Below are 18,591 nucleotides of genomic sequence, written 5' to 3'. Positions count from 1 at the left end.
CGGGTGATTTGGTGATAGGCCGTTCCTCCGTGTGCATTCTGAATTGTTGACAGCCCTTTCCGTTCGGGTGCAGGTTCGCGGTGTGACACAACTGTCGAGCCGTACAAACGCAGGCGCGGCGGCCCTTGATGCGCAGCTTGCGAGACTCTCCAAATGACCAAAGATCCCCTGCTTCAGCCGTTCCAACTCAAGCATCTTACGCTGAAGAACCGGATCATGACCACAAGCCACGAACCGGCCTATCCCGAAGACGGCATGCCCAAGGACCGCTACCGCGCCTATCACGAAGAACGCGCAAAGGCCGGGGTGGCCATGGCCATGACGGCGGGGTCAGCCGCGGTTTCCAAAGACAGCCCGCCCGTATTTAACAACGTTCTGGCCTATAAGGACGAGGTCGTGCCGTGGGTTCGCAACCTGACGGACGGGTGTCACGAGCACGGTTGCGCGGTGATGATCCAGCTAACCCATCTGGGGCGGCGCACGACGTGGAACAAAGGGGACTGGTTGCCGTCGGTGTCTTCGTCCAAACACCGCGAACCATCGCACCGTGCCTTTCCCAAATTGATCGAAGACTGGGATATAGAACGCATTATCAATGACTTCGCCGATGCGGCCGAACGGATGCAGGCGGGGGGCATGGACGGGATCGAACTGTTGGTGAACGGGCATTTGATGGACCAGTTTTGGTCGCCCCTGACCAATGATCTCGTTGGACCTTACGGGGCGGATACGCTGGAAAACCGCATGCGCTTTCCGCTGGATGTGCTGGCGGCCATTCGCAAACGGGTAGGGGACAAGTTTATCGTGGGCTTCCGCTTCACAGCGGACGAGGTGCAAAAGGGTGGCATCACGGCGGCGGACGGTCTGGTCATCGCGCAAAAACTGTCGCAAACCGGCCAGCTTGATTTTCTGAACGTCAATCGCGGCCGCATCCATACTGATGCTGCGATGACCGACTTGATCCCAATTCAGGGGGCCAAAAGCGCGCCGCATTTGACCTATGCGGGCGAGGTCAGGAAGGCCACCGGCATGGCGACATTCCATGCCGCCCGAATACCTGACGTTGCCACGGCCCGCCATGCAGTCGAGGCGGGGCTACTGGATATGGTCGGCATGACCCGCGCGCATATGGCGGACCCGCATATCGTACAAAAGATCATGCAAGGGCGCGAACACGACATCCGCCCCTGTGTCGGCGCGACCTACTGCCTTGACCGGATCTATCAGGCGGGCGAAGCGCTGTGCATCCACAATCCCGCGACCGGACGCGAGTTGAGCATGCCGCATGTGGTGCAACCTGCTGATACCAAGCGCAAAATAGTGATCATCGGTGCCGGCCCTGCGGGGGTGGAGGCGGCCCGCGTCGCCGCAGAGCGCGGTCATGACGTGGAGGTTTTCGAGGCGCAACCGGACCCCGGCGGGCAGGTCCGTCTGACAGCGCTGAATCCGCGTCGGCGCGAGATGATCTCGATCATCGACTGGCGGATGGCCCAATGTGCGGCGCGTGACGTGGTGTTCCACTTTAACACATGGGCAGAAGTCGCTGATGTCGCTGCGCTTAATCCGGATGTGGTGATTGTGGCCACGGGGGGCATGCCGAACACCGAACTGTTCGAAACCGGCAGGGACACGCCCCATGTGGTTACCGCGTGGGATATGATCGCGGGCGATGTAAAACCGGCGCAAAATGTCCTGATCTATGACGAAAGCGGCGACCATCCGGCATTGCAGGCGGCGGAAGTGGCGGCAAATGCGGGGTCTACAGTTGAGATCATGACGCCGGATCGCGTTTTTGCGCCTGATATTATGGCGATGAATTTGGTGCCTTACATGCGGGCGCTACAGGATAAGGACGTAACCTTTACCGTGACCCGCCGTTTGCTGGGCGTGGAGCGGCAGGGCAATAAGTTGCGCGCAACCATTGGTACGGATTACAGCGATTATTCTGATGAACGTGATTACGATCAGGTGGTATTGAACTACGGCACTTTGCCACTGGACGATCTGTATTTCGCGTTGAAGCCACTAAGTTCGAATGGCGGTGCGGTGGATCATGACGCCCTGATCGCGGGCGCGCCTCAGACGCTGGAGCGCAATGCGGAGGGGACGTTCAAACTGTTTCGCATCGGGGACGCCGTATCCGCGCGCAACACCCATGCGGCTATCTATGATGCACTGCGGCTGGTCAAAGACCTGTAAACCTGCCCTAGCAGATTTATGTCACCAGAAACAACAAAGCCCCCCTAAAAGGAGGGCTTTGCGGCAGCGTACTGGCGTCACGTTTAAGGACGGACAGCCAGCTATCGCGGCGTAGAAAATTGTTTACTCGTTAAGCCATGAATCAACTTCGGCCTTTGCTTCTTCTTTGGTCTTGCCATAGCGCTTCTGGATCAAACCTTCGAGCTGCTCGCGTTCGCCTGCGGCTTCGTCCAGATCGTCATTTGTGAGTTCGCCCCATTTGGATTGGGCTTTGCCCTTCATGACCTTCCATTCGCCTTTTACTTGGTCCCAGTTCATGGTGTGTCTCCTTTCGGGTTAATTTGTCGTCTGATGGCTAAACCGCGCATGCCACAAATCGTTCCGAAAACTTCCCAGGGAACCATCGGGGCACCAATGAGTTAAATTTCTTTGAACAGGAGAAAATTCATGCCTTTCAAACACGTGCTTACGGGTCTTTGCGCAGTACTTTGGCCCTTGTCCGGTTGGGCAGAGCAGGTCGGCAATGTTGACGTGGACTGGTTGGGCAATGACATCCTGATCGAAGCCTTCGCAGACCCCGACGTCCAAGGTGTTACTTGCCATGTTGCTTATTTTGATCGCGGCGTGATCGACCGATTGCAAAAAGGGAACTGGTTCGAGGATCCGTCTAATGCCTCTGTTTCATGCCGTCAGACAGGTCCCATCGTGATCGGCGACATTGAGCGCGACGATGAAGGCGAGCGGGTGTTTTCCGAGCGCCGCTCGATCATTCTAAAGGCATTACGGGTGACGCGGATCTTTGACGAGGCCAACCAGACTTTGATCTACATTGCGCACGCGACCGAGGTGCAGGACGGATCAGCGAAAATGTCGATCTCCACCGTTCCGCTCTTCGATCCCTCAAGTCGTGCAAAAAACTAACGCGAACGGATGGAACGATACTTATCCCCGGCGGTTGATTAGGTGAAAAGGAGACAAAATATGACAAATGCTTTGAAACCGATCCCCGAAGTCGTCGACATTGATAGCGGTGTTGAAGATGCGAAAATTGTGGCAAAAGAACTCGCGAAAGTTCTGTCCGACACGTACAATCTGACCATTAAAACACATGCAGTACATTGGAACGTTGAAGGTCCGATGTTCTTTGCCGTGCACAACCTGACAGAAGCGCAGTATGGCGATCTGTTTGATGCGGCCGATGTAATTGCGGAGCGTATCCGTGCCTTGGGCCACTTGACAGCCATGTCCCCGTCGAGCCTGTTGAAAGGGTCGGTCGTGACGGATATCACCGATGCAGCAGATGCAATCACCCTGTGCGAGAGTCTGGCCGAGGATCACACCAAAGTCGCAAAACGTTTGCACGATGTGATCGAGAAAGCTGGCGACGCGGGCGATCCCGTGACCGAGGACCTTGCCACAGCGCGTGCGGCGTTCCATGAAAAAGCAGCTTGGATGCTTCGCGCCCTCGCCACAACATAACAGGTAACATTGCCCTATGTCATTCAGTGCACGGATCAAGAAGCATCTTGATGACATTCGGGCGAGTTACTGGTTCGTACCAACGGTACTCGTGCTGTCCGCGATCCTATTGGCCTTTGTGTCATTGATCGTGGACAGCCACCCCCAGCTCGGTAAATTCAGACCGGACTGGATGAGCGATGTGGTCAGCGCCGAAGGGGCACGCGCAATCGTATCTGTAATAGCGCAGTCCATGATCGGCGTTGCAGGGGTGATGTTTTCAATCACCATGCTGGCCGTTTCTTTTGCCTCAGGACAATTCGGACCGCGGCTGATCGGCAATTTCATGCGGGATCGGGGTAATCAATGGACCCTTGGCATCCTGATTTCGACCTTTACCTTTGCACTGCTTACGCTGCGGGCAATCGAAAACCCGCATGATCAAATTGCGGCATTTGTTCCGCATTTTTCTATTATCCTTACAATGCTGCTGGCGCTGATTTCGGTCTTCGTGATGATCTACCATGTGCATCACGTCCCAGAAACGATCAGTGCGTCCAACATCGTTGCCGGACTGGGGCGGCGTTTGACGCGTGAGGTCGAGAGTTTACTTGAGAGCGACCCGGTGGAGGTCACGATCTACGCATCCGAATTCGTGGATGTGAACATGCGGACCGCCGGCTACATTCACAATGTCGCGCAGGACCGGTTGTCAGCCATTGCCAAGGAGCAGGGATGGGTGATCGAGCTGCTCGAGGCACCAGGCGAATTTATGCACCCGCACCGGTCTGTTCTTAGGGTTTGGGGCGCGACCGAGCCGCTGGATGAAGAAATAGCGAGCCGTCTGCGCGGTGCCGTGGCTCTTGGCCTTGCCAAGACAGAAAAACAGAACATCATTTTTGTCACGGAGCAGTTGGTCGAGATTGTTGCGCGGGCCATGTCGCCTGGCGTGAACGATCCGTTCACAGCGATCAGTTGTATGCAATGGATGGAAGCGGGGTTGTCGCCCTTTGTCCAGCAGGACCGGCAGTTGAATGTTTATCAGGTCGAAGGCGTGCGTGCGAAACCTATCAGTTTTGAGAAGCTGCTATCGCGATCCTTGGGCGATTGCCGCACCTATGTGCAGGATGATGCGCTGACACGCGACACATTCCTGCAAGTGTTGGAACGTCTGTCGGATCTGGCGACCAAGACAAATCGCGCGCCGATCGAAGCATTGGCCCAACAGGTCAGATCAACGGCCTGACAGGTTCCGCTTCGGGGTCGAGCGAGGCAAGGGTGGCAAGTCGTTTCAGATCAGGTACCGTCAATTCGGCGTCTTTCCAGACGGCCAAGCCCTTGCGGCGAAAACTGCTTAGGATCTTGTTAGTATGCACAAGGGACAGGCCCAAGGCATCGGCGAGATCCTGTTGGCGATAGGGCAGAGGCACGGACCGACCTTTGCGCAGATCAAGGGCAGACAGGTGCAGATACAGGCGCACCATCGCCCATGCGACACGCTCGGTCCCCGTACGCTGGCCCAGGGCCGCGACGGTTTCACCCAGAAAATGTTCCTCGACCGCTGCAACCCACGTCAGGTCGAAGGCGCGCTGCGGTTCATGTTTGAAAAGATCCCACAAGGCAGAGCGGTCAAATACGCAAAGCTTCATGTCAGTGGTAGCCTCGACAGAGTGCTGCATTTCACCCATGACGGCGGCCTGAAGCCCGATGAAGTCGCCGGGCATGATAAAGCTGATCACCTGACGCTCGCCGTTTTCAAGCGTCTTGTAACGCAGGCCCATGCCGCTAAGCGCAGTGAACACCTGCGGCGTGCTTGAGCCCTCAGACAAAAGCGGTGTGCCCGGGTCGACGGTCAATTCACCGACTTTGAAACGCTTCATAAAGGCAAGCGTTTCGGCGCTGAAGTCTTTGAAAATGCGTTTCGAGCGCAGCGGGCATACGTCGCAAGAAACGCCGTTTCGGGTGCGGCCGGATTTGCGTTGAAACAAGGGAACCACCTAACGGTTTTGCGAATGTCTAGGCGACGTGGTCTTTCTGACGCCCCTGTTCGAACCCCTGCACAAATGACAGGACGACAAGCTGAAGTGGGGACATTTCTGACGTGTCTTGCGTCGGTCCAATTGGTTTTGGTGGGGTGTGAGGTTTCTTCATACCAAGGGCCGCTGCGATTGCAGCTGCGCCGACATAGGCTGCACCGATCACGGTTGCGGCAAATATCTCCGAGCGCAATTCGGTTAGAACCATCCAGCCGGCGGCGGTCAAAAACGCCACGCCGACACCACCCAACAGGGCTGCGGCGGAAAAGGCCGCGCCTTTGCGCGCAGCCCTTTCTACTTTTTGTTCAATACCGAACATTACCGGCGCGCCGACATCATGCCGACCAGAAACCCAACACCAGCGGCGATGCCGATGGCGGTGCCGGGGTTGGCACGCACTGCGTCTTCAGCATCGGTATAGGTCTTATTGGCCTTCACCTTCAAAGCTTCGGCAGCAGCTGCGCCGGTCTCGACTGCTTGGTCTGCCTTTTGCGTCGCAGCGGACTTCATGATGGCCCCCTGCGCCTTGCCATACTCAGCGACTGTAGCGCTCAGGTTGGCAATATCTTCACGCAGGACGGCCATCTGTTTAGAAACATCGGTGTTCAGTTCGGCGACGTTGTTCTTAGTTGTCTGTGCCATTGGAAACTCCTTTTTTGCATTCAGTTACTCAACCTGCGCGCGCCAAAAGGGTTCCAAAGTTTTGATTAATGCCCCTCGATGATTTCTGAGGAAGAAAAGAACATGGCCTGACTTACAGCTGAACGCACCTGATCTTCGGTATAAGGTTTCGAGATCAGGAATGCGGGCTCTGGCCGTTCGCCGGTCAGCAGTCTTTCGGGGAAGGCGGTGATGAAGATCACCGGAATGTCACCGGCATCCGCAAGGATTTCGTTCACCGCTTCGACGCCGGACGACCCGTCGGCGAGTTGGATGTCGGAGAGGATCAGGTCGGGGCGCTGACCTGCGGCCAGTTTGACCGCTTCTTTGTGCTTGCGGGCGACACCGGTCACCTCGTGGCCCAGTTCGGTCACGATCTTTTTGATGTGCAGCGCGATGATGGCTTCGTCTTCGATAACCAGAATTTTGCCGGAAACGGATTTTTCGATTTCCTGTTCGGCGATGCGCAGCAGTTCGGTCGCTTCGGCCTCGTCGATTTCCATGATTTCTGCGACCTCCGCGATGGAGAAGTCTTCGATCGTATTCAACAACAGCGCTTCACGCGTATTTTCGGTCAGGCGTGACAAATGCATCTGCGCTTGTGCACCCAAACCGGTTTCACCGTCTTGTACCGGTGCGCCAAGGCTGGACCAGATGCTGTGAAACGCGCTGAACAGTGCTACTTTGTGACTGGATGCGGTTTCAAAAATCGACCTGTCTGTAAGAAAAGCCTCGAGCGTGGTCGCCGCGTACCGATCACCGGTCTGTTGCGATCCGGTCAGAGCCCGCGCGTAGCGTCGCAGATACGGCAATAAGTCGGCAACGACGAGAGAAAGAGGCTTGTCCGATGCGGTCTGTGTCATTCGATGTTTCCTTGTTTTTCTTTACTTTCTTTGGAACCAAACTGGATGTGCGTAGTTTGGTTCCATGAAATGTGTATAATTTTTCCGTTTAACGGGGTTAAAATAAGCTATGGAGATCGGCCAGGGCATGAGCAATGAAAATCAACACGACAAACCGCGCACAGCGCTGATTAAGGACCAACTCCGGCGAAGTTTTCAAGATAGGGCGTCCGAAGAGCTGCCCACCGACCTGATGTCCCTGATTGAGAAGCTGAGGGAACAGGATGACAAAAATGGAAAATGACATCGTCGCGGATTTAGATCCGAGAGACGAACTGGTCACACATCTGGGTGCTTTGCGGGCTTTTGGCCTTAGCCTGTGTCGTAACGGTACTTTGGCGGATGATCTTGTTCAGGAAACCGTCATGAAGGCGTGGAAGTCCATCGACAAGTTCGAAGTCGGCACCAACATGCGCGCGTGGCTGTTCACCATTTTGCGCAATACCTATTACACAAGCTACACCAAATCGCGCCGCGAGGTGGCCGATGTAGATGGCGTGTTGAGTGGCAATCTTTCGGTGAAGCCGGAACATGACGGCAAGCTGGCGTATAACGACTTCATGCACGCATTTGAAAAACTCCCCGACGACCAGCGCGAGGCGCTGACACTGGTTGGCGCATCCGGTTTTGCCTATCACGAAGCTGCGGAAATGTGTGGCGTGGCCACGGGTACCATGAAAAGCCGCGTCAACCGCGCGCGCCAGAAACTGGTAGAGCTGCTGGACCTATCGCCGGACGACTCATTGGAGCTGACGGACAGCGGCACGATGGCTGTCGTGGTCGCGGGGCAAAGTGTCCGACGGGGCTAACCGCCCGCAGGGCGTGTCCCCCGATCCGCGCGAACTGGAAATACTGGTAACAGCGTCCGAGGCCTATCCAAGGCTGGAGGCGCTGTTTCTTGCGGCGCGTGATCGCGTTGACATGGGGTTCCGGTTGTTCGATCCGCGCACCAAGCTGCGCTCGGACGCGGCGCGTGCAATAGGGGATACTTGGGCCGATCTGTTTTTACACACATTGAATCGTGGCGTTTCGATTGATCTGACATTGTCGGATTTCGATCCGGTGATGGCGCATGAGATGCATGAGCAAGCCTGGCACTTTGTCGCAATGTTGACGGCGCTGAATGAAATGTCCGCGCCCGACGCCGCGCGGATTGAGGCGCGCTGCATTCTGCATCCCGCTAAGGGTGGCATTGTGCCAAGGCTGATGTTTGCGGGCAGAACACGCAAGGAATTGATGCGCATTGTGCGCAACATCAACGACAGCCGCGATCCCGAACGGCGGTTCCGGTTTACACCGGGTTTGCAAGATCTGTTGGTATTCGAAGGCGGAAGGGTGCGGGCACGCCCACGTGCGCTGCCGCGGCTGTATCCGGTCACGCTGCACCACAAGATGGCGGTGTTTGACGGCAGCACGACGTATATCGGCGGGCTGGATCTGAACGAGCGCCGTGTGGATGACGCCGCGCATGATCAGCCCGCGCAAGACACCTGGCACGACACGCAAGTCGTTTCGCAAGACCCGTCACTGGCCAGAGATGCCTGTGCGTTTCTCAAGGCGTTGCCGCAGGTGATTAACCGCGAAGGTAAGCTGCCAAAGCCCGTTTCGGCGTTTCGCACGACTTTGTCACGGCGGCGCGCATCCGACACGCTAAGCCTGGCCCCGGAAAACGTCAGCGACAGCTTGCTGGAGGCGCATCTGACCCAGATCGGGAAGGCGCAGGAGTTTATCTATCTGGAGACCCAATATTTTCGGGACAGACGCATCGTGTCCGCCTTGGTCGCTGCGGGGAAACGCAACAAGAATCTGCGCATTGTCGTCCTTGTGCCTGCCGCGCCCGAAAGCGTTGCTTTCTCCGACAGGCCGGGGCTGGATGCGCGGTTTGGTGAATACTTGCAGGCCCGCGGGATGCGACGGTTGCACGCTTGTTACGGGGATCGGTTTCTGGCCGTCAGTCCCGTGCAGCCGAGGCAGCCGGATAGGCGTGATACATCAGCCGAACGCGCCACGCTCGCGGGGGCACCGATTATCTATGTGCATTCCAAAGTGTCGATCTTTGACAGGGACACGGCCATCGTTTCTTCGGCAAACCTGAACGGGCGCAGTATGAAGTGGGACGCAGAGGCCGGACTGGTCATCACCCGAAAGGCGCAGGTGGAGGCATTAAGTCAGAAGATATTCCGCTACTGGCTGGCACAAGAGGCCGATGGCCCGCCCGAAAAGGTGTTCGCGCAATGGACGCAGCGGGCGTTGCAGAATGCGTCGCTGCCCCCGTCCGAGCGTCAGGGTTTTATCGTGCCCTACGACATGAAGCCCAACCGAAAAGCAGGCACTGCACTGCCGGGTGCGCCTGAGGAAATGGTGTAGCGGGCAGGGGGATAAATCTCGGAACCAATCAACGCCCGACTGGTTCTTTTTTCAGAACGATACATGTCAATTGAAAAAATGGAGATACACAATGCTAGGTTGGGCTTTAACTTTTCTCGTGGTCGCACTGATTGCCGGTGCCCTCGGCTTTGGCGGCATCGCCGGTGCTTCCGCAGGTATAGCACAAATCATCTTTGTCCTGTTCCTGATCCTGTTTGCCGTCGCGATGATCGCCCGCGCAGTCCGGGGCAAACCGCCCGTCTGACGCGTGACGATTTACGCCAAAAGGCCTCGCGGTGACGCGGGGCTTTTTTTGTTGCATCAGCCGTCTTGATGTACTTCGTCGATTGGAAAGTTCAGCCGTACGACAAACGTTTCTTCCTCGGCCGTTGCGCTGAAATCACCGGACAACTGCATTGCGAAGGCTTCCATCAGTTCCGCCCCTAGGCCGGAAGACTTTTCGGTGTCGGGTTTGTGGACCTGAGGGGGGATCGAATTGGTGACCATCACCTCGGCCCGATCGTCCTCTTGCACTTCAAGGCTGACGCACAGCGTGGTCGATTTACCTTTTTCAGCGCCGATGTATTTTAGGGCGTTGGTCATGGCTTCGGTCACGAACAAGGACAACGGCACCGCTTGGTCGGGGATCAGGCGGATTTCATCGAAATCGGTTTTCAGTTCGATCGAAGCATCCCGTGCGGCTGCCATCTTGACCACCTGGCGCACAATCGCATCCAGATGTTCGTCCATGTTGATGTCGGCCTGTCCCGATGTCTGATAAAGATTGCGGTGGATCGTGGCGAGGCTGTTCACCCGATCATGCAGGCTTTGCATGATCTGTTTCACCTCTTTGGAACGAGTCTGACGCATCTGCATGCTCATAATCGATGCGATGAGTTGCAGGTTGTTTTTCACCCGATGATGAACTTCGCGCAACAACACATCTTTTTGGCGCAAGGCATCCTCGATCTTGGCTTCGTCGCGCAGAACCATATCAGTCATGCTGATATAGGTGTCGGCCACATCGCGCAGCTCGCCGGGGGCGGTTTGAAATTCTTTTACAGTGGTCGTGCGCCGCGTTTTGGCAAATTCACGCATGGTGCGGCGCAGTTTCACGACGTGGCGTGTCACGAACAATGAGGTTGCGAACCACGCGACCGCCAGGCTGGCCAGCCACATCAGCGCCGGAAACAGGGCAGGGTTTCTGAGATAGAAATCCCCGCTGATACCGTGATCGTAAGGCCAAGTCGACAGCGCATAAAGTTCGCCTGCAACGACCGGCACTACGGCATAAAGCCGTTCTGTTCCGTCATTTCCGAGAGCACGAAAACTCTTGGCTGTTTCGGAGATATATTCGCTTGGTTCAAGTTGCGGCATGAACGGCTGGGCTTCGTCCAGTGTCCCCGGGGCCGTCAGGATTGCCCCACGCGCGTTCAGCGTCAAAAACTCCGCGTTGGTGGGCGCGGCACCGGTCTGTTGCAGCTTTTTGTGCGGAATCGATATGGCGGCGAAACCCATCAGGCTGCCGTCCTTGTCATAGACTGGATGCGAGGCGTAGATCACCGATGTTCCCGATGCAGGTGCGTCTTCGTTCACCAGAACGACGGGTTTGGGGTCTTCGATTTGCCTGATAAGGTCCGGTGTGATGCCGACGCTAAAGGGCCCCGGCGCGCTGGAGCAGGTGACAAGGCCCTTGGTGTCGTAAAAGCCGGCAAAAGAATAGGCGTTGCCCTTCAGCGTTTCGCGCATCACGAATTTGCAGCTTTCGGGATCATCCAGCAGGGATGGCATCCACTGGCTGAGCGATTGCGCAACGGCCTTTGCCCCTTCGATCAGGTTGATTTCGTCCTGCACCGCATTCAGGGTCACACCAGTAAGGGCGGCACGCGAACGTGCAACTGCTTCGTTAACAACGCTTTGCGAACGCAGGATGGACACGATCATCAGCGGCAACAGCGCCACAGCAAGGACCAGGGCGAGCCTTACGCCCAACCGATCAACAGTCGCCCACAGGCGTAACAGGGATTGTTTCAACATTCGATGTCCTTCAGGCGCGCCAGTCAGAACGACATATAGGACGTGATCAGCTCAAGGAAACCGAAAACTTCAGCCTTTGTATCCCAAAAGGCGCAGTATGTCCTCGCCCGTGAAGGGGCGGACAAGAACCGGAAAGGGGCTATCGGCGGCGGCATCTTCGGCCGCACTTCCCATCAGGATCACTTTGGTCTTTAACTCTGCCAATGCTCTGGCAAGATCGCTGGTTGCAAACGCATCCGGTCCCAGGTTCAAAAAGGCGAATTCCCACCCCTTGCCCTGCCTCGTCGCTTCGATTGCTTCACCTTCTGTGTCGACAGTAACCGAAGCAAAGCCCGGAAACCGTTCTTTGATCGCGCCGATCAGGTCGCACTGAACCAAACCGTTTAGTCCCATTACCAAAAATCGGTTGTTTTCGATTGTCATCTGCGCATCCCAGAAAGGAAGTGTCGGGCGACTGTTATCCGGTCTTTTAAGGGGTGTCTTTAATATTTGACATAGTGAGGGAACCAAATTGCCGTTTGGTTGGTTTTTAGTTGAATGGAACGACCAGTGCCCATTGGTCCATAAGGGTAAGATAATTGGACGACCTGCATAAAATCAAGAACTTGTTGATTTTCATATCGATCATACTGGGTTTCGCTGCGCTTTACGTTGCCCGTGATCTATTTCTGCCTATCATGATCGGCTTGATCTTTGCTTTGACCTTTAGTCCCGTGGTGCGCAGTTTCGCGCGCTTTGGCATTCCCAATCTGGTTTCTGCTGTGGCGGTCATCCTCGGTGCGGGGCTGACACTTGGAGGTGCGTCCTATCTGCTGAGTGGCCCAGTGTCCGAAATTATAGCCGACGCGCCCGCGATGGGAGTGGAATTACGTCATAAATTACAGGGCGTTATTGCGTCTATCGAAGAGGTTAAGGACGCCAGCGAGCAGGTCGAAGAATTCGCCAACGGTGGCGATAGCAGCAATGTGGTCGCGGTAAAACAACCCAGCCTTTTGGCTTTTGCCGCGGGGAGTATCGCCAACTTCACGGCGTTGATGGTCCTTGGGCTTATCTTTGCCCTGTTTATTCTGGCCTCGGGGGATATGTTTTATGACAAGCTGGTCGAAGCCTTTCCCAACTCATCCGACAAACGCCGCGCCAAAAACACCGCGCGCGATATCGAACGTCAGATTTCGCATTATTTCCTTACAATCACGCTGATCAATGCCGGTCTTGGCGTTTGTGTCGGGCTTGCGATGCTCGCGGTCGGATTGCCCAACCCCGTTCTTTGGGGAGTGCTGGCCTTTGCTTTAAACTTCCTGCCATTCGTGGGCGGGATGTTTGGCACATTGCTTTGTGCGGCTTTTGGCATCTTGAACTTTGATACTCTGGGGCTTGGGCTGTTGCCGGCCGTTCTTTATGCGTTTTGCACCACATTTGAGGCACAGTTCATCACGCCGGCGATCCTTGGCAAGCGGTTGAACATGAATACGGTTTCGGTATTTCTGACCGTGATTGTCTGGAGCTGGCTGTGGAGCGTGCCGGGTGCCCTGATGGCCGTGCCGTTTCTGGTACTGCTCAAGGTGATCTGTGACAACGTGCCCAGCTTGTCGATATTGGGGAATTTTCTGGGGGCAAAATCGCTTGCCGAAAATAACGCATAGATCTGCGGGCCTGATGCCTTAGCGGATCGTAATCACAGCAGCCACAAAATGATGCCAGTCGAGATTGCGCCGAGAATGAACACCGACGAGGTGATCGTCATATTCGTCCGCGATTGGGCTGCGGCGTCATGGGTGTTGGTGTTGTGATGTGTGCTCCGGCTTCTGCGGGCGGCTGTCCAGAAGATGAAGATGGCGCAGAGAATGAACATCTCGGCCACGGATTTCGCGAGAATTGGATAATCCGTCACTCTGAAAACCGCCTTTAAGCCCAAGGCAAGGGCGACGCTGGCCATCCCTGTCCGCATCCACGCCGCGAAGGTACGCTCGTTGGCAAGCACAGTGCGGTCCTCGGCCCAGCCGGTACGGGTATCGGCAAGCTGTTGGGTTTCACTTTTCTGCGCGTCGGTCGGGTCGGTCATCGTGCTCCACCTGAAAGGGCCTGCGATTCAAAAAAGCGCACGGGGGCCCCCGCGCGCTTTGCCGTTGTCTGCGGTGTCGTGATCACGCTATCCGCTTGTTCGCCCGCGGTCCGGCGATAAGCCAGATGATAAAACCTAAGATCGGCAAAACAAGAACAAGAACAGTCCACAAAACTTTTGAACCGGTAGAGTTGCTTGAGCCAATGATTGATATAATCGCCCAGATGTTCAAAATCAGGACGATGAACCCGCCGAACCCTGCATATTCCATGATAAAATCTCCCGTTCGTAAATCTATCAGGAACTTAACAAATGAACCTCGAAAGGGTTCCAATCGCGCGTTCTGTCGACGAAAGGGTCTGAAACCCACGGTTCATGGATGTCTCAAGGGATCGGGGGGAACCAGAAACCACAGAAGCCTTTGACGGAAGGGCGGTGGGGGTGTTCGCGCGCGGCACGACTGCTGTCTTAGTCGGTCCCGTGCAGCACGCGATCGGCAGCAACGGCTGCTGACGTCCGGTTGTCGACACCCATCTTTTGAAAGATCTGTTCGAGGTGCTTGTTCACAGTTCGCGGGCTGAGACTAAGGATCGCGCTGATGTCCCGATTGGTTTTGCCAAGTGTGAGCCAATAGAGGACTTCGGCCTCCCGCAGCGTGAGGCCCCATTGCGCAATGAGGAGCTGTTCATTTGAAATGGAGCGCTGGCGGCTAAACTTCACCAGTAATTCTGATGACGCCGACAACCCGACATAGAAGAGCTGATAGTCTTTCATTGCAAAGGGTTGCAGCTGGGAAAGTGGTTTTCGGACACAAGTGGCAAGCCACTCACTCAATGCCGCATGATCCACTTCGTTAACGTCAAAAGCTTCCAACGCATTGTCGGACCCCCATGACAGATCACCGTCCGGGGTGAAGGCCAAAATCGACCGGCCAGAGCTGTCGAGCGCGTCACGCGCGCTTTGGAGTAGTTTGGAATTTGCGATATGGATCGCAAGGCGGGCGATCAATTCATCAACCACCACGGGCTTCGTCACATAGTCGACCCCCCCAGCTTTCAGCCCCCGGACCACGTCATTAGGTTCGGTCAATCCGGTCATAAAGATGATCGGTGCCGCGACACTCAAAGGCGGCGCTTTCAGCCGCTGGCACGTCTCAAAGCCGTCCATATGGGGCATGAGCGCATCCATCAGGATCACATCGGGCTGCACACGTTCGACCAGATCAATGGCCGTCTGGCCATCGCGGGCAACAATGACCGACATGCCGCTTTCTTCGAGCGCGGCAGACACCATCGACAAGGTATCCGGTTCATCATCCACGACGAGGGCAAGATTTTGAGGGCTTGGGTTAGACCGTTTCATGTTTTTCACTTTCCAGCGCCTCAGCGATACCGGCAAGGTCGAATTCCGCGAGGTATTTGTTGAGGCGTGATAGGAGGGCAGGCGGGCAGGCGCGTTCTGTTTCGAGTTCAGCAAGCATGCGACGCAGATTGCTTGCCTGTCCGGTCCGCGCAAGTTCAATCATGTGCTCGGCCGTATGTGACGCAAGGTGCGCGGCGGTGGGTGTCCCGTCGTCGTCATCCGTTTGGGTTTTCAAGTCGAGCTTTAACAGGCCGGCGGCGCGGAATACGAGATCATCCAGACTGTAAGGCTTGGTGATGAACGCGTCATATAGCGCCAAATGCGGGTTCGGTCTTTCGACGTCTTTGGCATGACCTGAAATCATAATGATGGGGATCGTTTTCAGACCGCTGGCGCGTAAATCTTGCGCCAAAGACCAACCGTCCTGACCGGGCATGTCGATGTCCAGAATGAAAAGATTTGGTGTGATGTCGGTCAACATTTCCAGCGCGACTTCGGCGGAGGCGGCCACGACCACGCTAAAGCCAAGCGGTTCAAACAAGTTTGTAACCAAGGTAAGGTGGTGGGCATCATCATCGACCACCATTATCGTTTTGCGCGCGCCTAAATAGCCGATCACAGGCAGGGTATGGGCGGTGGGGGGAATCCCCTCTTTGGCGGTGGGGTCTTGGGAAAGGGACGGCAGCATCAACCGGACTGTAAAGGTGCTGCCCTCACCCAAGGTGCTATTCACCTTGATCTCGCCGCCCAGAATTTCCACCAGAAGTTTGGTAATTGTCAGCCCGAGCCCGGAACCGCGTGCGCTGTTTTGGCGCGAGCGCTGAAAGGGTTGCCAGATACGGGGCAGGAAATCGGGCGCGATGCCGATGCCTGTGTCAGTGACCTCGATCAAGGCGATTTCACTGCGATAGGTGATCCGCATACAGACCGACCCCCGTTCGGTGTAGCGAAGCGCGTTGGACAGCAAATTGATCAGAATTTGGCGCAGCCGTTTTTCGTCAAACCCGACCCATGCGGGCAGGTTGCCATGTGTCTCGACCGTAAACGTAATCCCGCGTTCGCGTGCCTCTTCCTCAAAGATCGAGGCGACCTGCTTGATGAACATGCGCAGGTTGATCCGGTCGCGCATCACTTCCAGGCGTCCTGCTTCGATCCTCGCGATGTCCAGCAGCCCCTCGATCAGACCGGCAAGATGTTCGCTGCTGCGCCGGATCGTGGTGACGGAGTCCAACCGGTGTTTTGGGATCGCAGGATCCTTTTCCAAAATCTGGGCAAAGCCGTAAATGGCGTTCAACGGCGTGCGTAGCTCGTGGCTGAGCCCCGCCATATAACGGGTTTTTGCATGGTTCGCGGCCTCGGCCTTTTCCTTGGCATCTTGCAGCGCGATGTCAGTGCGTTCATGGGCGCGGATTTCGCGCAGCAACCGATCCGTTTGGCGGCGGGTTTCCGCACGCGCGTTACGCTGGCTTTCGTTGACAAGCAGGAACATCCAGACCGAGATGCCGACGACGATCACGATGCTCCCGAAGATGACAGTAAGAACGGCCGTGAAATTGGGGCTGTTTGCGTTGGTCCCGATCCACAACAGCAGGCCCCCCAACAATCCCGATATAAGGCTGGTGAAAAGCATGAATTTTGCAAAGCGCGATTGGATAGCGGCAGAGATTTTGGGCGCAAAGCTGCGGTCGATGAAATGTTTGACGTTGTACCCGATGCGGCCATGCGGTTTGCAACTGTCCTGACAATTATTGTCAAGCGTGCAGCAGAGCGAACAGATGGGCCCTGCGTGAAACGGGCAATGGGTCATGTCTTCGGCGTCAAAGCGAAAGTCGCAGATCGAGCAACTATGCAGGCCTTCGGCCGCGGGCGTGTCGTCAGGCCGCGCCAGATAGTATTTTCCCTTTGTCCAGAACGCGATCATGGGGGCTGTCGCAAAGGCTGTGGCCAGCGCAATGAAGGTCGAAAAGGCTTGCGCGGTCTGTCCTACCGCCCCTGTCACAGCGAGCAAGGACACAGCGCAGGCCACTGCCATGGCACCAATCCCGACGGGGTTGATATCGTAAAGATGCGCCCGTCGAAATTCGATGCCTTTGGGGCTGAGGCCAAGGGGTTTGTTCACCACAAGATCAGCCACCAACGCACCGATCCACGCCACTGCAACATGCGAATAAAGACGCAGCACCTGTTCGAGGCCCTCAAACACCCCAAGCTCCATCAGCAGCACCGCGATGCCGACGTTGAAAACCAGCCAGACGACCCGCCCCGGATGGCTATGGGTCAGCCGCGAAAAGAAATTGGACCATGCGATAGAACCTGCATAGGCATTGGTGACATTGATCTTTAGCTGAGACAGAACAACGAATGTCCCCGTCAGCACCAGCACAAGGGTCGGTGATCCAAAGACCTGATCAAAGGCGGTGTAATACATATGCGTAGGGTCTGCGGCATCGACAAGTGGTACCGCATTCTGGATTGCCAGCGTCACAAGATAGGACCCCGCCAGCATTTTGAGCACCCCCAGCACCGACCAGCCGGGCCCCGCCGCAACAAGGGCAGCCCACCATTTGCGCCAGTCTTTGCGTGTTTTGGGTTCGGGTAGAAAACGCAGGAAATCAACTTGTTCGCCGATCTGGGCAATCAAGGAAAACACCACGCCAGATGCCGCCCCGAACATCAGCAGGGTTGATGTGCCTTTTCCCTCATGCGCGCCTTCAAACGCCAACCATGTGTCGATGTCATAACCCACCAACGCCAGCAGCGCGAAAGGCATGATATGCAGGATGACCCAAAGCGGCTGGGTCCATGTCTGAAACGAAGAGATCTTGGAGAATCCGTTGATGACCAGTGGGATCACCACAAGCGCGCTTGCGATATAGCCCAAGAAAATGGGCAGCCCGAAAAGGAAATCGAGCGCTAGGGCAAGGATCGCGGCCTCGAGTGCAAAGAAGATAAACGTGAAGGACGCGTAAATCAGCGAAGTGATGGTCGAGCCGATATAGCCAAAGCCGGCACCGCGTGTCAGCAGATCAATATCAACGCCGTAACGCGCTGCGTAATAGCAGATCGGCAGCCCGGTCAGAAACAGGATTGCGCCGACAAACATGATTGCAAAAACAGCGATGTCGAACCCGTATGTTATTGTAATCGCGGCACCGATCGCCTCCAAAGCTAGAAACGAAATCGACCCGATGGCGGTGTTGGCGACACGCGCATAACTCCAACGGCGCGCACGGCGGGCGGTAAAGCGCAGTGCAAAATCTTCCATCGTCTCGTTTGCAACCCACTGGTTGTAGGTTCGCTTTTCCCGGGTGGCCTGTAGTCCGATTTCCATTTTCAAGCGCCTCGCACACACTCAAAGAGATCTCGCAGCCCAGGATATCCTGGTGACTGCGGCCTCTCCCCCAATTCAGACCTTTGTCCACTGTCCAAGAGCATAGGGGGCAAAATGCGCAGGCATATACGTCATTCGACGTATATCGGAGCCAGCCCGTCTGACTGATCGTGAGCT

The 18,591-nt window shown here is 56.0% G+C and carries 20 protein-coding genes; 9 read left to right on the top strand and 11 right to left on the bottom strand.

The window, feature by feature from the left end; genetic code table 11:
* The first annotated feature begins 153 nt into the window (after positions 1–153).
* Entirely contained in the window at positions 154–2,199 is a 2,046-nt protein-coding gene (locus tag Z947_RS0116960) for an NADH:flavin oxidoreductase (protein ID WP_025045473.1), read from the top strand.
* A 123-nt stretch (positions 2,200–2,322) separates the two neighbouring features.
* On the opposite strand, the gene Z947_RS0116955 is transcribed toward Z947_RS0116960, so the two are convergent.
* On the bottom strand, positions 2,323–2,517 hold the full coding sequence (locus Z947_RS0116955; protein ID WP_025045472.1) for a CsbD family protein: 195 nt from the start codon (positions 2,515–2,517) through the stop codon (positions 2,323–2,325).
* 129 nt (positions 2,518–2,646) lie between these two features.
* Here Z947_RS0116955 and Z947_RS0116950 point away from each other — a divergent pair, with 129 nt between their 5' ends.
* The 3 genes from Z947_RS0116950 to Z947_RS21590 are packed head-to-tail and all read left to right on the top strand — an operon-like array spanning position 2,647 to position 4,903.
* Positions 2,647–3,120 (top strand): CreA family protein, encoded by a 474-nt coding sequence (locus Z947_RS0116950; RefSeq protein WP_025045471.1) that lies wholly within the window; start codon positions 2,647–2,649, stop codon positions 3,118–3,120.
* Between the two features lie 60 nt (positions 3,121–3,180).
* Positions 3,181–3,678, top strand: a complete 498-nt coding sequence (locus Z947_RS0116945; RefSeq protein WP_025045470.1) for a Dps family protein — start codon at positions 3,181–3,183, stop codon at positions 3,676–3,678.
* Positions 3,679–3,694: 16 nt separating this feature from the next.
* Complete coding sequence (locus Z947_RS21590; RefSeq protein WP_025045469.1) at positions 3,695–4,903, top strand: DUF2254 domain-containing protein; 1,209 nt, start codon at positions 3,695–3,697, stop codon at positions 4,901–4,903.
* Here Z947_RS21590 and Z947_RS0116935 read toward each other — a convergent pair.
* From Z947_RS0116935 to Z947_RS0116920, 4 genes are all read right to left on the bottom strand, one after another.
* Positions 4,887–5,645 (bottom strand): Crp/Fnr family transcriptional regulator, encoded by a 759-nt coding sequence (locus tag Z947_RS0116935; RefSeq protein WP_052880676.1) that lies wholly within the window; start codon positions 5,643–5,645, stop codon positions 4,887–4,889. The genes Z947_RS21590 and Z947_RS0116935 overlap by 17 nt on opposite strands.
* Positions 5,646–5,673: 28 nt before the next feature.
* Entirely contained in the window at positions 5,674–6,012 is a 339-nt protein-coding gene (locus Z947_RS0116930) for a phage holin family protein (RefSeq protein ID WP_025045467.1), read from the bottom strand.
* Positions 6,012–6,335, bottom strand: a complete 324-nt coding sequence (locus Z947_RS0116925) for an ElaB/YgaM/YqjD family protein (RefSeq protein ID WP_025045466.1) — start codon at positions 6,333–6,335, stop codon at positions 6,012–6,014. Before Z947_RS0116925 ends, Z947_RS0116930 begins: the two co-directional genes overlap by 1 nt.
* Positions 6,336–6,400: 65 nt before the next feature.
* Complete coding sequence (locus Z947_RS0116920) at positions 6,401–7,216, bottom strand: response regulator (RefSeq protein WP_025045465.1); 816 nt, start codon at positions 7,214–7,216, stop codon at positions 6,401–6,403.
* Positions 7,217–7,343: 127 nt separating this feature from the next.
* Here Z947_RS0116920 and Z947_RS22140 point away from each other — a divergent pair, with 127 nt between their 5' ends.
* From Z947_RS22140 to Z947_RS21970, 4 genes are all read left to right on the top strand, one after another.
* Entirely contained in the window at positions 7,344–7,499 is a 156-nt protein-coding gene (locus Z947_RS22140) for a NepR family anti-sigma factor (RefSeq protein ID WP_156026671.1), read from the top strand.
* Positions 7,489–8,064, top strand: coding sequence for an RNA polymerase sigma factor (locus Z947_RS0116910; RefSeq protein ID WP_025045464.1), 576 nt, complete (start codon positions 7,489–7,491; stop codon positions 8,062–8,064). The genes Z947_RS22140 and Z947_RS0116910 overlap by 11 nt, the downstream gene beginning before the upstream one ends.
* Complete coding sequence (locus Z947_RS0116905; RefSeq protein WP_025045463.1) at positions 8,048–9,622, top strand: phospholipase D family protein; 1,575 nt, start codon at positions 8,048–8,050, stop codon at positions 9,620–9,622. Before Z947_RS0116910 ends, Z947_RS0116905 begins: the two co-directional genes overlap by 17 nt.
* Before the next feature lie 91 nt (positions 9,623–9,713).
* Positions 9,714–9,887, top strand: a complete 174-nt coding sequence (locus tag Z947_RS21970) for a DUF1328 domain-containing protein (protein ID WP_081781175.1) — start codon at positions 9,714–9,716, stop codon at positions 9,885–9,887.
* A 56-nt stretch (positions 9,888–9,943) separates the two neighbouring features.
* Here the strand turns inward: Z947_RS21970 and Z947_RS0116895 are convergent, their stop codons facing one another.
* Both Z947_RS0116895 and Z947_RS0116890 read right to left on the bottom strand, forming a co-directional pair.
* Complete coding sequence (locus Z947_RS0116895; protein WP_025045461.1) at positions 9,944–11,659, bottom strand: histidine kinase dimerization/phosphoacceptor domain -containing protein; 1,716 nt, start codon at positions 11,657–11,659, stop codon at positions 9,944–9,946.
* Positions 11,660–11,728: 69 nt separating this feature from the next.
* Complete coding sequence (locus Z947_RS0116890; protein WP_025045460.1) at positions 11,729–12,082, bottom strand: hypothetical protein; 354 nt, start codon at positions 12,080–12,082, stop codon at positions 11,729–11,731.
* A 155-nt stretch (positions 12,083–12,237) separates the two neighbouring features.
* Here Z947_RS0116890 and Z947_RS21230 point away from each other — a divergent pair, with 155 nt between their 5' ends.
* Positions 12,238–13,302 (top strand): AI-2E family transporter, encoded by a 1,065-nt coding sequence (locus Z947_RS21230; RefSeq protein ID WP_037938992.1) that lies wholly within the window; start codon positions 12,238–12,240, stop codon positions 13,300–13,302.
* A gap of 32 nt (positions 13,303–13,334) precedes the next feature.
* Here Z947_RS21230 and Z947_RS0116880 read toward each other — a convergent pair whose 3' ends face one another.
* The 4 genes from Z947_RS0116880 to Z947_RS0116865 all read right to left on the bottom strand — a co-directional run bounded on the left by Z947_RS0116880 (position 13,335) and on the right by Z947_RS0116865 (position 18,414).
* Positions 13,335–13,721 carry a YidH family protein gene (locus tag Z947_RS0116880; protein ID WP_025045459.1) on the bottom strand — a complete coding sequence of 129 codons (387 nt, stop codon included), beginning with the start codon at positions 13,719–13,721 and terminating at the stop codon, positions 13,335–13,337.
* Between the two features lie 82 nt (positions 13,722–13,803).
* Positions 13,804–13,992 carry a PLDc N-terminal domain-containing protein gene (locus Z947_RS0116875; RefSeq protein ID WP_025045458.1) on the bottom strand — a complete coding sequence of 63 codons (189 nt, stop codon included), beginning with the start codon at positions 13,990–13,992 and terminating at the stop codon, positions 13,804–13,806.
* 197 nt (positions 13,993–14,189) lie between these two features.
* Positions 14,190–15,083, bottom strand: coding sequence for a response regulator transcription factor (locus Z947_RS0116870; protein WP_025045457.1), 894 nt, complete (start codon positions 15,081–15,083; stop codon positions 14,190–14,192).
* On the bottom strand, positions 15,070–18,414 hold the full coding sequence (locus Z947_RS0116865) for a hybrid sensor histidine kinase/response regulator (protein WP_025045456.1): 3,345 nt from the start codon (positions 18,412–18,414) through the stop codon (positions 15,070–15,072). Before Z947_RS0116865 ends, Z947_RS0116870 begins: the two co-directional genes overlap by 14 nt.
* Positions 18,415–18,591 lie beyond the last annotated feature (177 nt).

This window comes from Sulfitobacter geojensis, assembly GCF_000622325.1.
Taxonomy (GTDB): domain Bacteria; phylum Pseudomonadota; class Alphaproteobacteria; order Rhodobacterales; family Rhodobacteraceae; genus Sulfitobacter; species Sulfitobacter geojensis.
The sequence above is the reverse complement of the archived record's forward strand: the minus strand, read 5'-3'. Positions and strand labels throughout refer to the sequence as shown.

Excerpts from the sequence above, each read along its gene's own strand:
- Z947_RS0116870 (WP_025045457.1), bottom strand. The coding sequence starts at position 15,083 with ATGAAACGGTCTAACCCAAGCCCTCAAAATCTTGCCCTCGTCGTGGAT.
- Z947_RS21970 (WP_081781175.1), top strand. The coding sequence starts at position 9,714 with ATGCTAGGTTGGGCTTTAACTTTTCTCGTGGTCGCACTGATTGCCGGT.
- Z947_RS0116880 (WP_025045459.1), bottom strand. The coding sequence starts at position 13,721 with ATGACCGACCCGACCGACGCGCAGAAAAGTGAAACCCAACAGCTTGCC.
- Z947_RS22140 (WP_156026671.1), top strand. The coding sequence starts at position 7,344 with ATGAGCAATGAAAATCAACACGACAAACCGCGCACAGCGCTGATTAAG.
- Z947_RS0116895 (WP_025045461.1), bottom strand. The coding sequence starts at position 11,659 with ATGTTGAAACAATCCCTGTTACGCCTGTGGGCGACTGTTGATCGGTTG.
- Z947_RS21590 (WP_025045469.1), top strand. The coding sequence starts at position 3,695 with ATGTCATTCAGTGCACGGATCAAGAAGCATCTTGATGACATTCGGGCG.
- Z947_RS0116955 (WP_025045472.1), bottom strand. The coding sequence starts at position 2,517 with ATGAACTGGGACCAAGTAAAAGGCGAATGGAAGGTCATGAAGGGCAAA.
- Z947_RS0116930 (WP_025045467.1), bottom strand. The coding sequence starts at position 6,012 with ATGTTCGGTATTGAACAAAAAGTAGAAAGGGCTGCGCGCAAAGGCGCG.
- Z947_RS0116890 (WP_025045460.1), bottom strand. The coding sequence starts at position 12,082 with ATGACAATCGAAAACAACCGATTTTTGGTAATGGGACTAAACGGTTTG.
- Z947_RS0116865 (WP_025045456.1), bottom strand. The coding sequence starts at position 18,414 with ATGGAAATCGGACTACAGGCCACCCGGGAAAAGCGAACCTACAACCAG.
- Z947_RS0116910 (WP_025045464.1), top strand. The coding sequence starts at position 7,489 with ATGGAAAATGACATCGTCGCGGATTTAGATCCGAGAGACGAACTGGTC.
- Z947_RS0116920 (WP_025045465.1), bottom strand. The coding sequence starts at position 7,216 with ATGACACAGACCGCATCGGACAAGCCTCTTTCTCTCGTCGTTGCCGAC.
- Z947_RS0116945 (WP_025045470.1), top strand. The coding sequence starts at position 3,181 with ATGACAAATGCTTTGAAACCGATCCCCGAAGTCGTCGACATTGATAGC.
- Z947_RS0116960 (WP_025045473.1), top strand. The coding sequence starts at position 154 with ATGACCAAAGATCCCCTGCTTCAGCCGTTCCAACTCAAGCATCTTACG.
- Z947_RS0116925 (WP_025045466.1), bottom strand. The coding sequence starts at position 6,335 with ATGGCACAGACAACTAAGAACAACGTCGCCGAACTGAACACCGATGTT.
- Z947_RS0116950 (WP_025045471.1), top strand. The coding sequence starts at position 2,647 with ATGCCTTTCAAACACGTGCTTACGGGTCTTTGCGCAGTACTTTGGCCC.
- Z947_RS0116875 (WP_025045458.1), bottom strand. The coding sequence starts at position 13,992 with ATGGAATATGCAGGGTTCGGCGGGTTCATCGTCCTGATTTTGAACATC.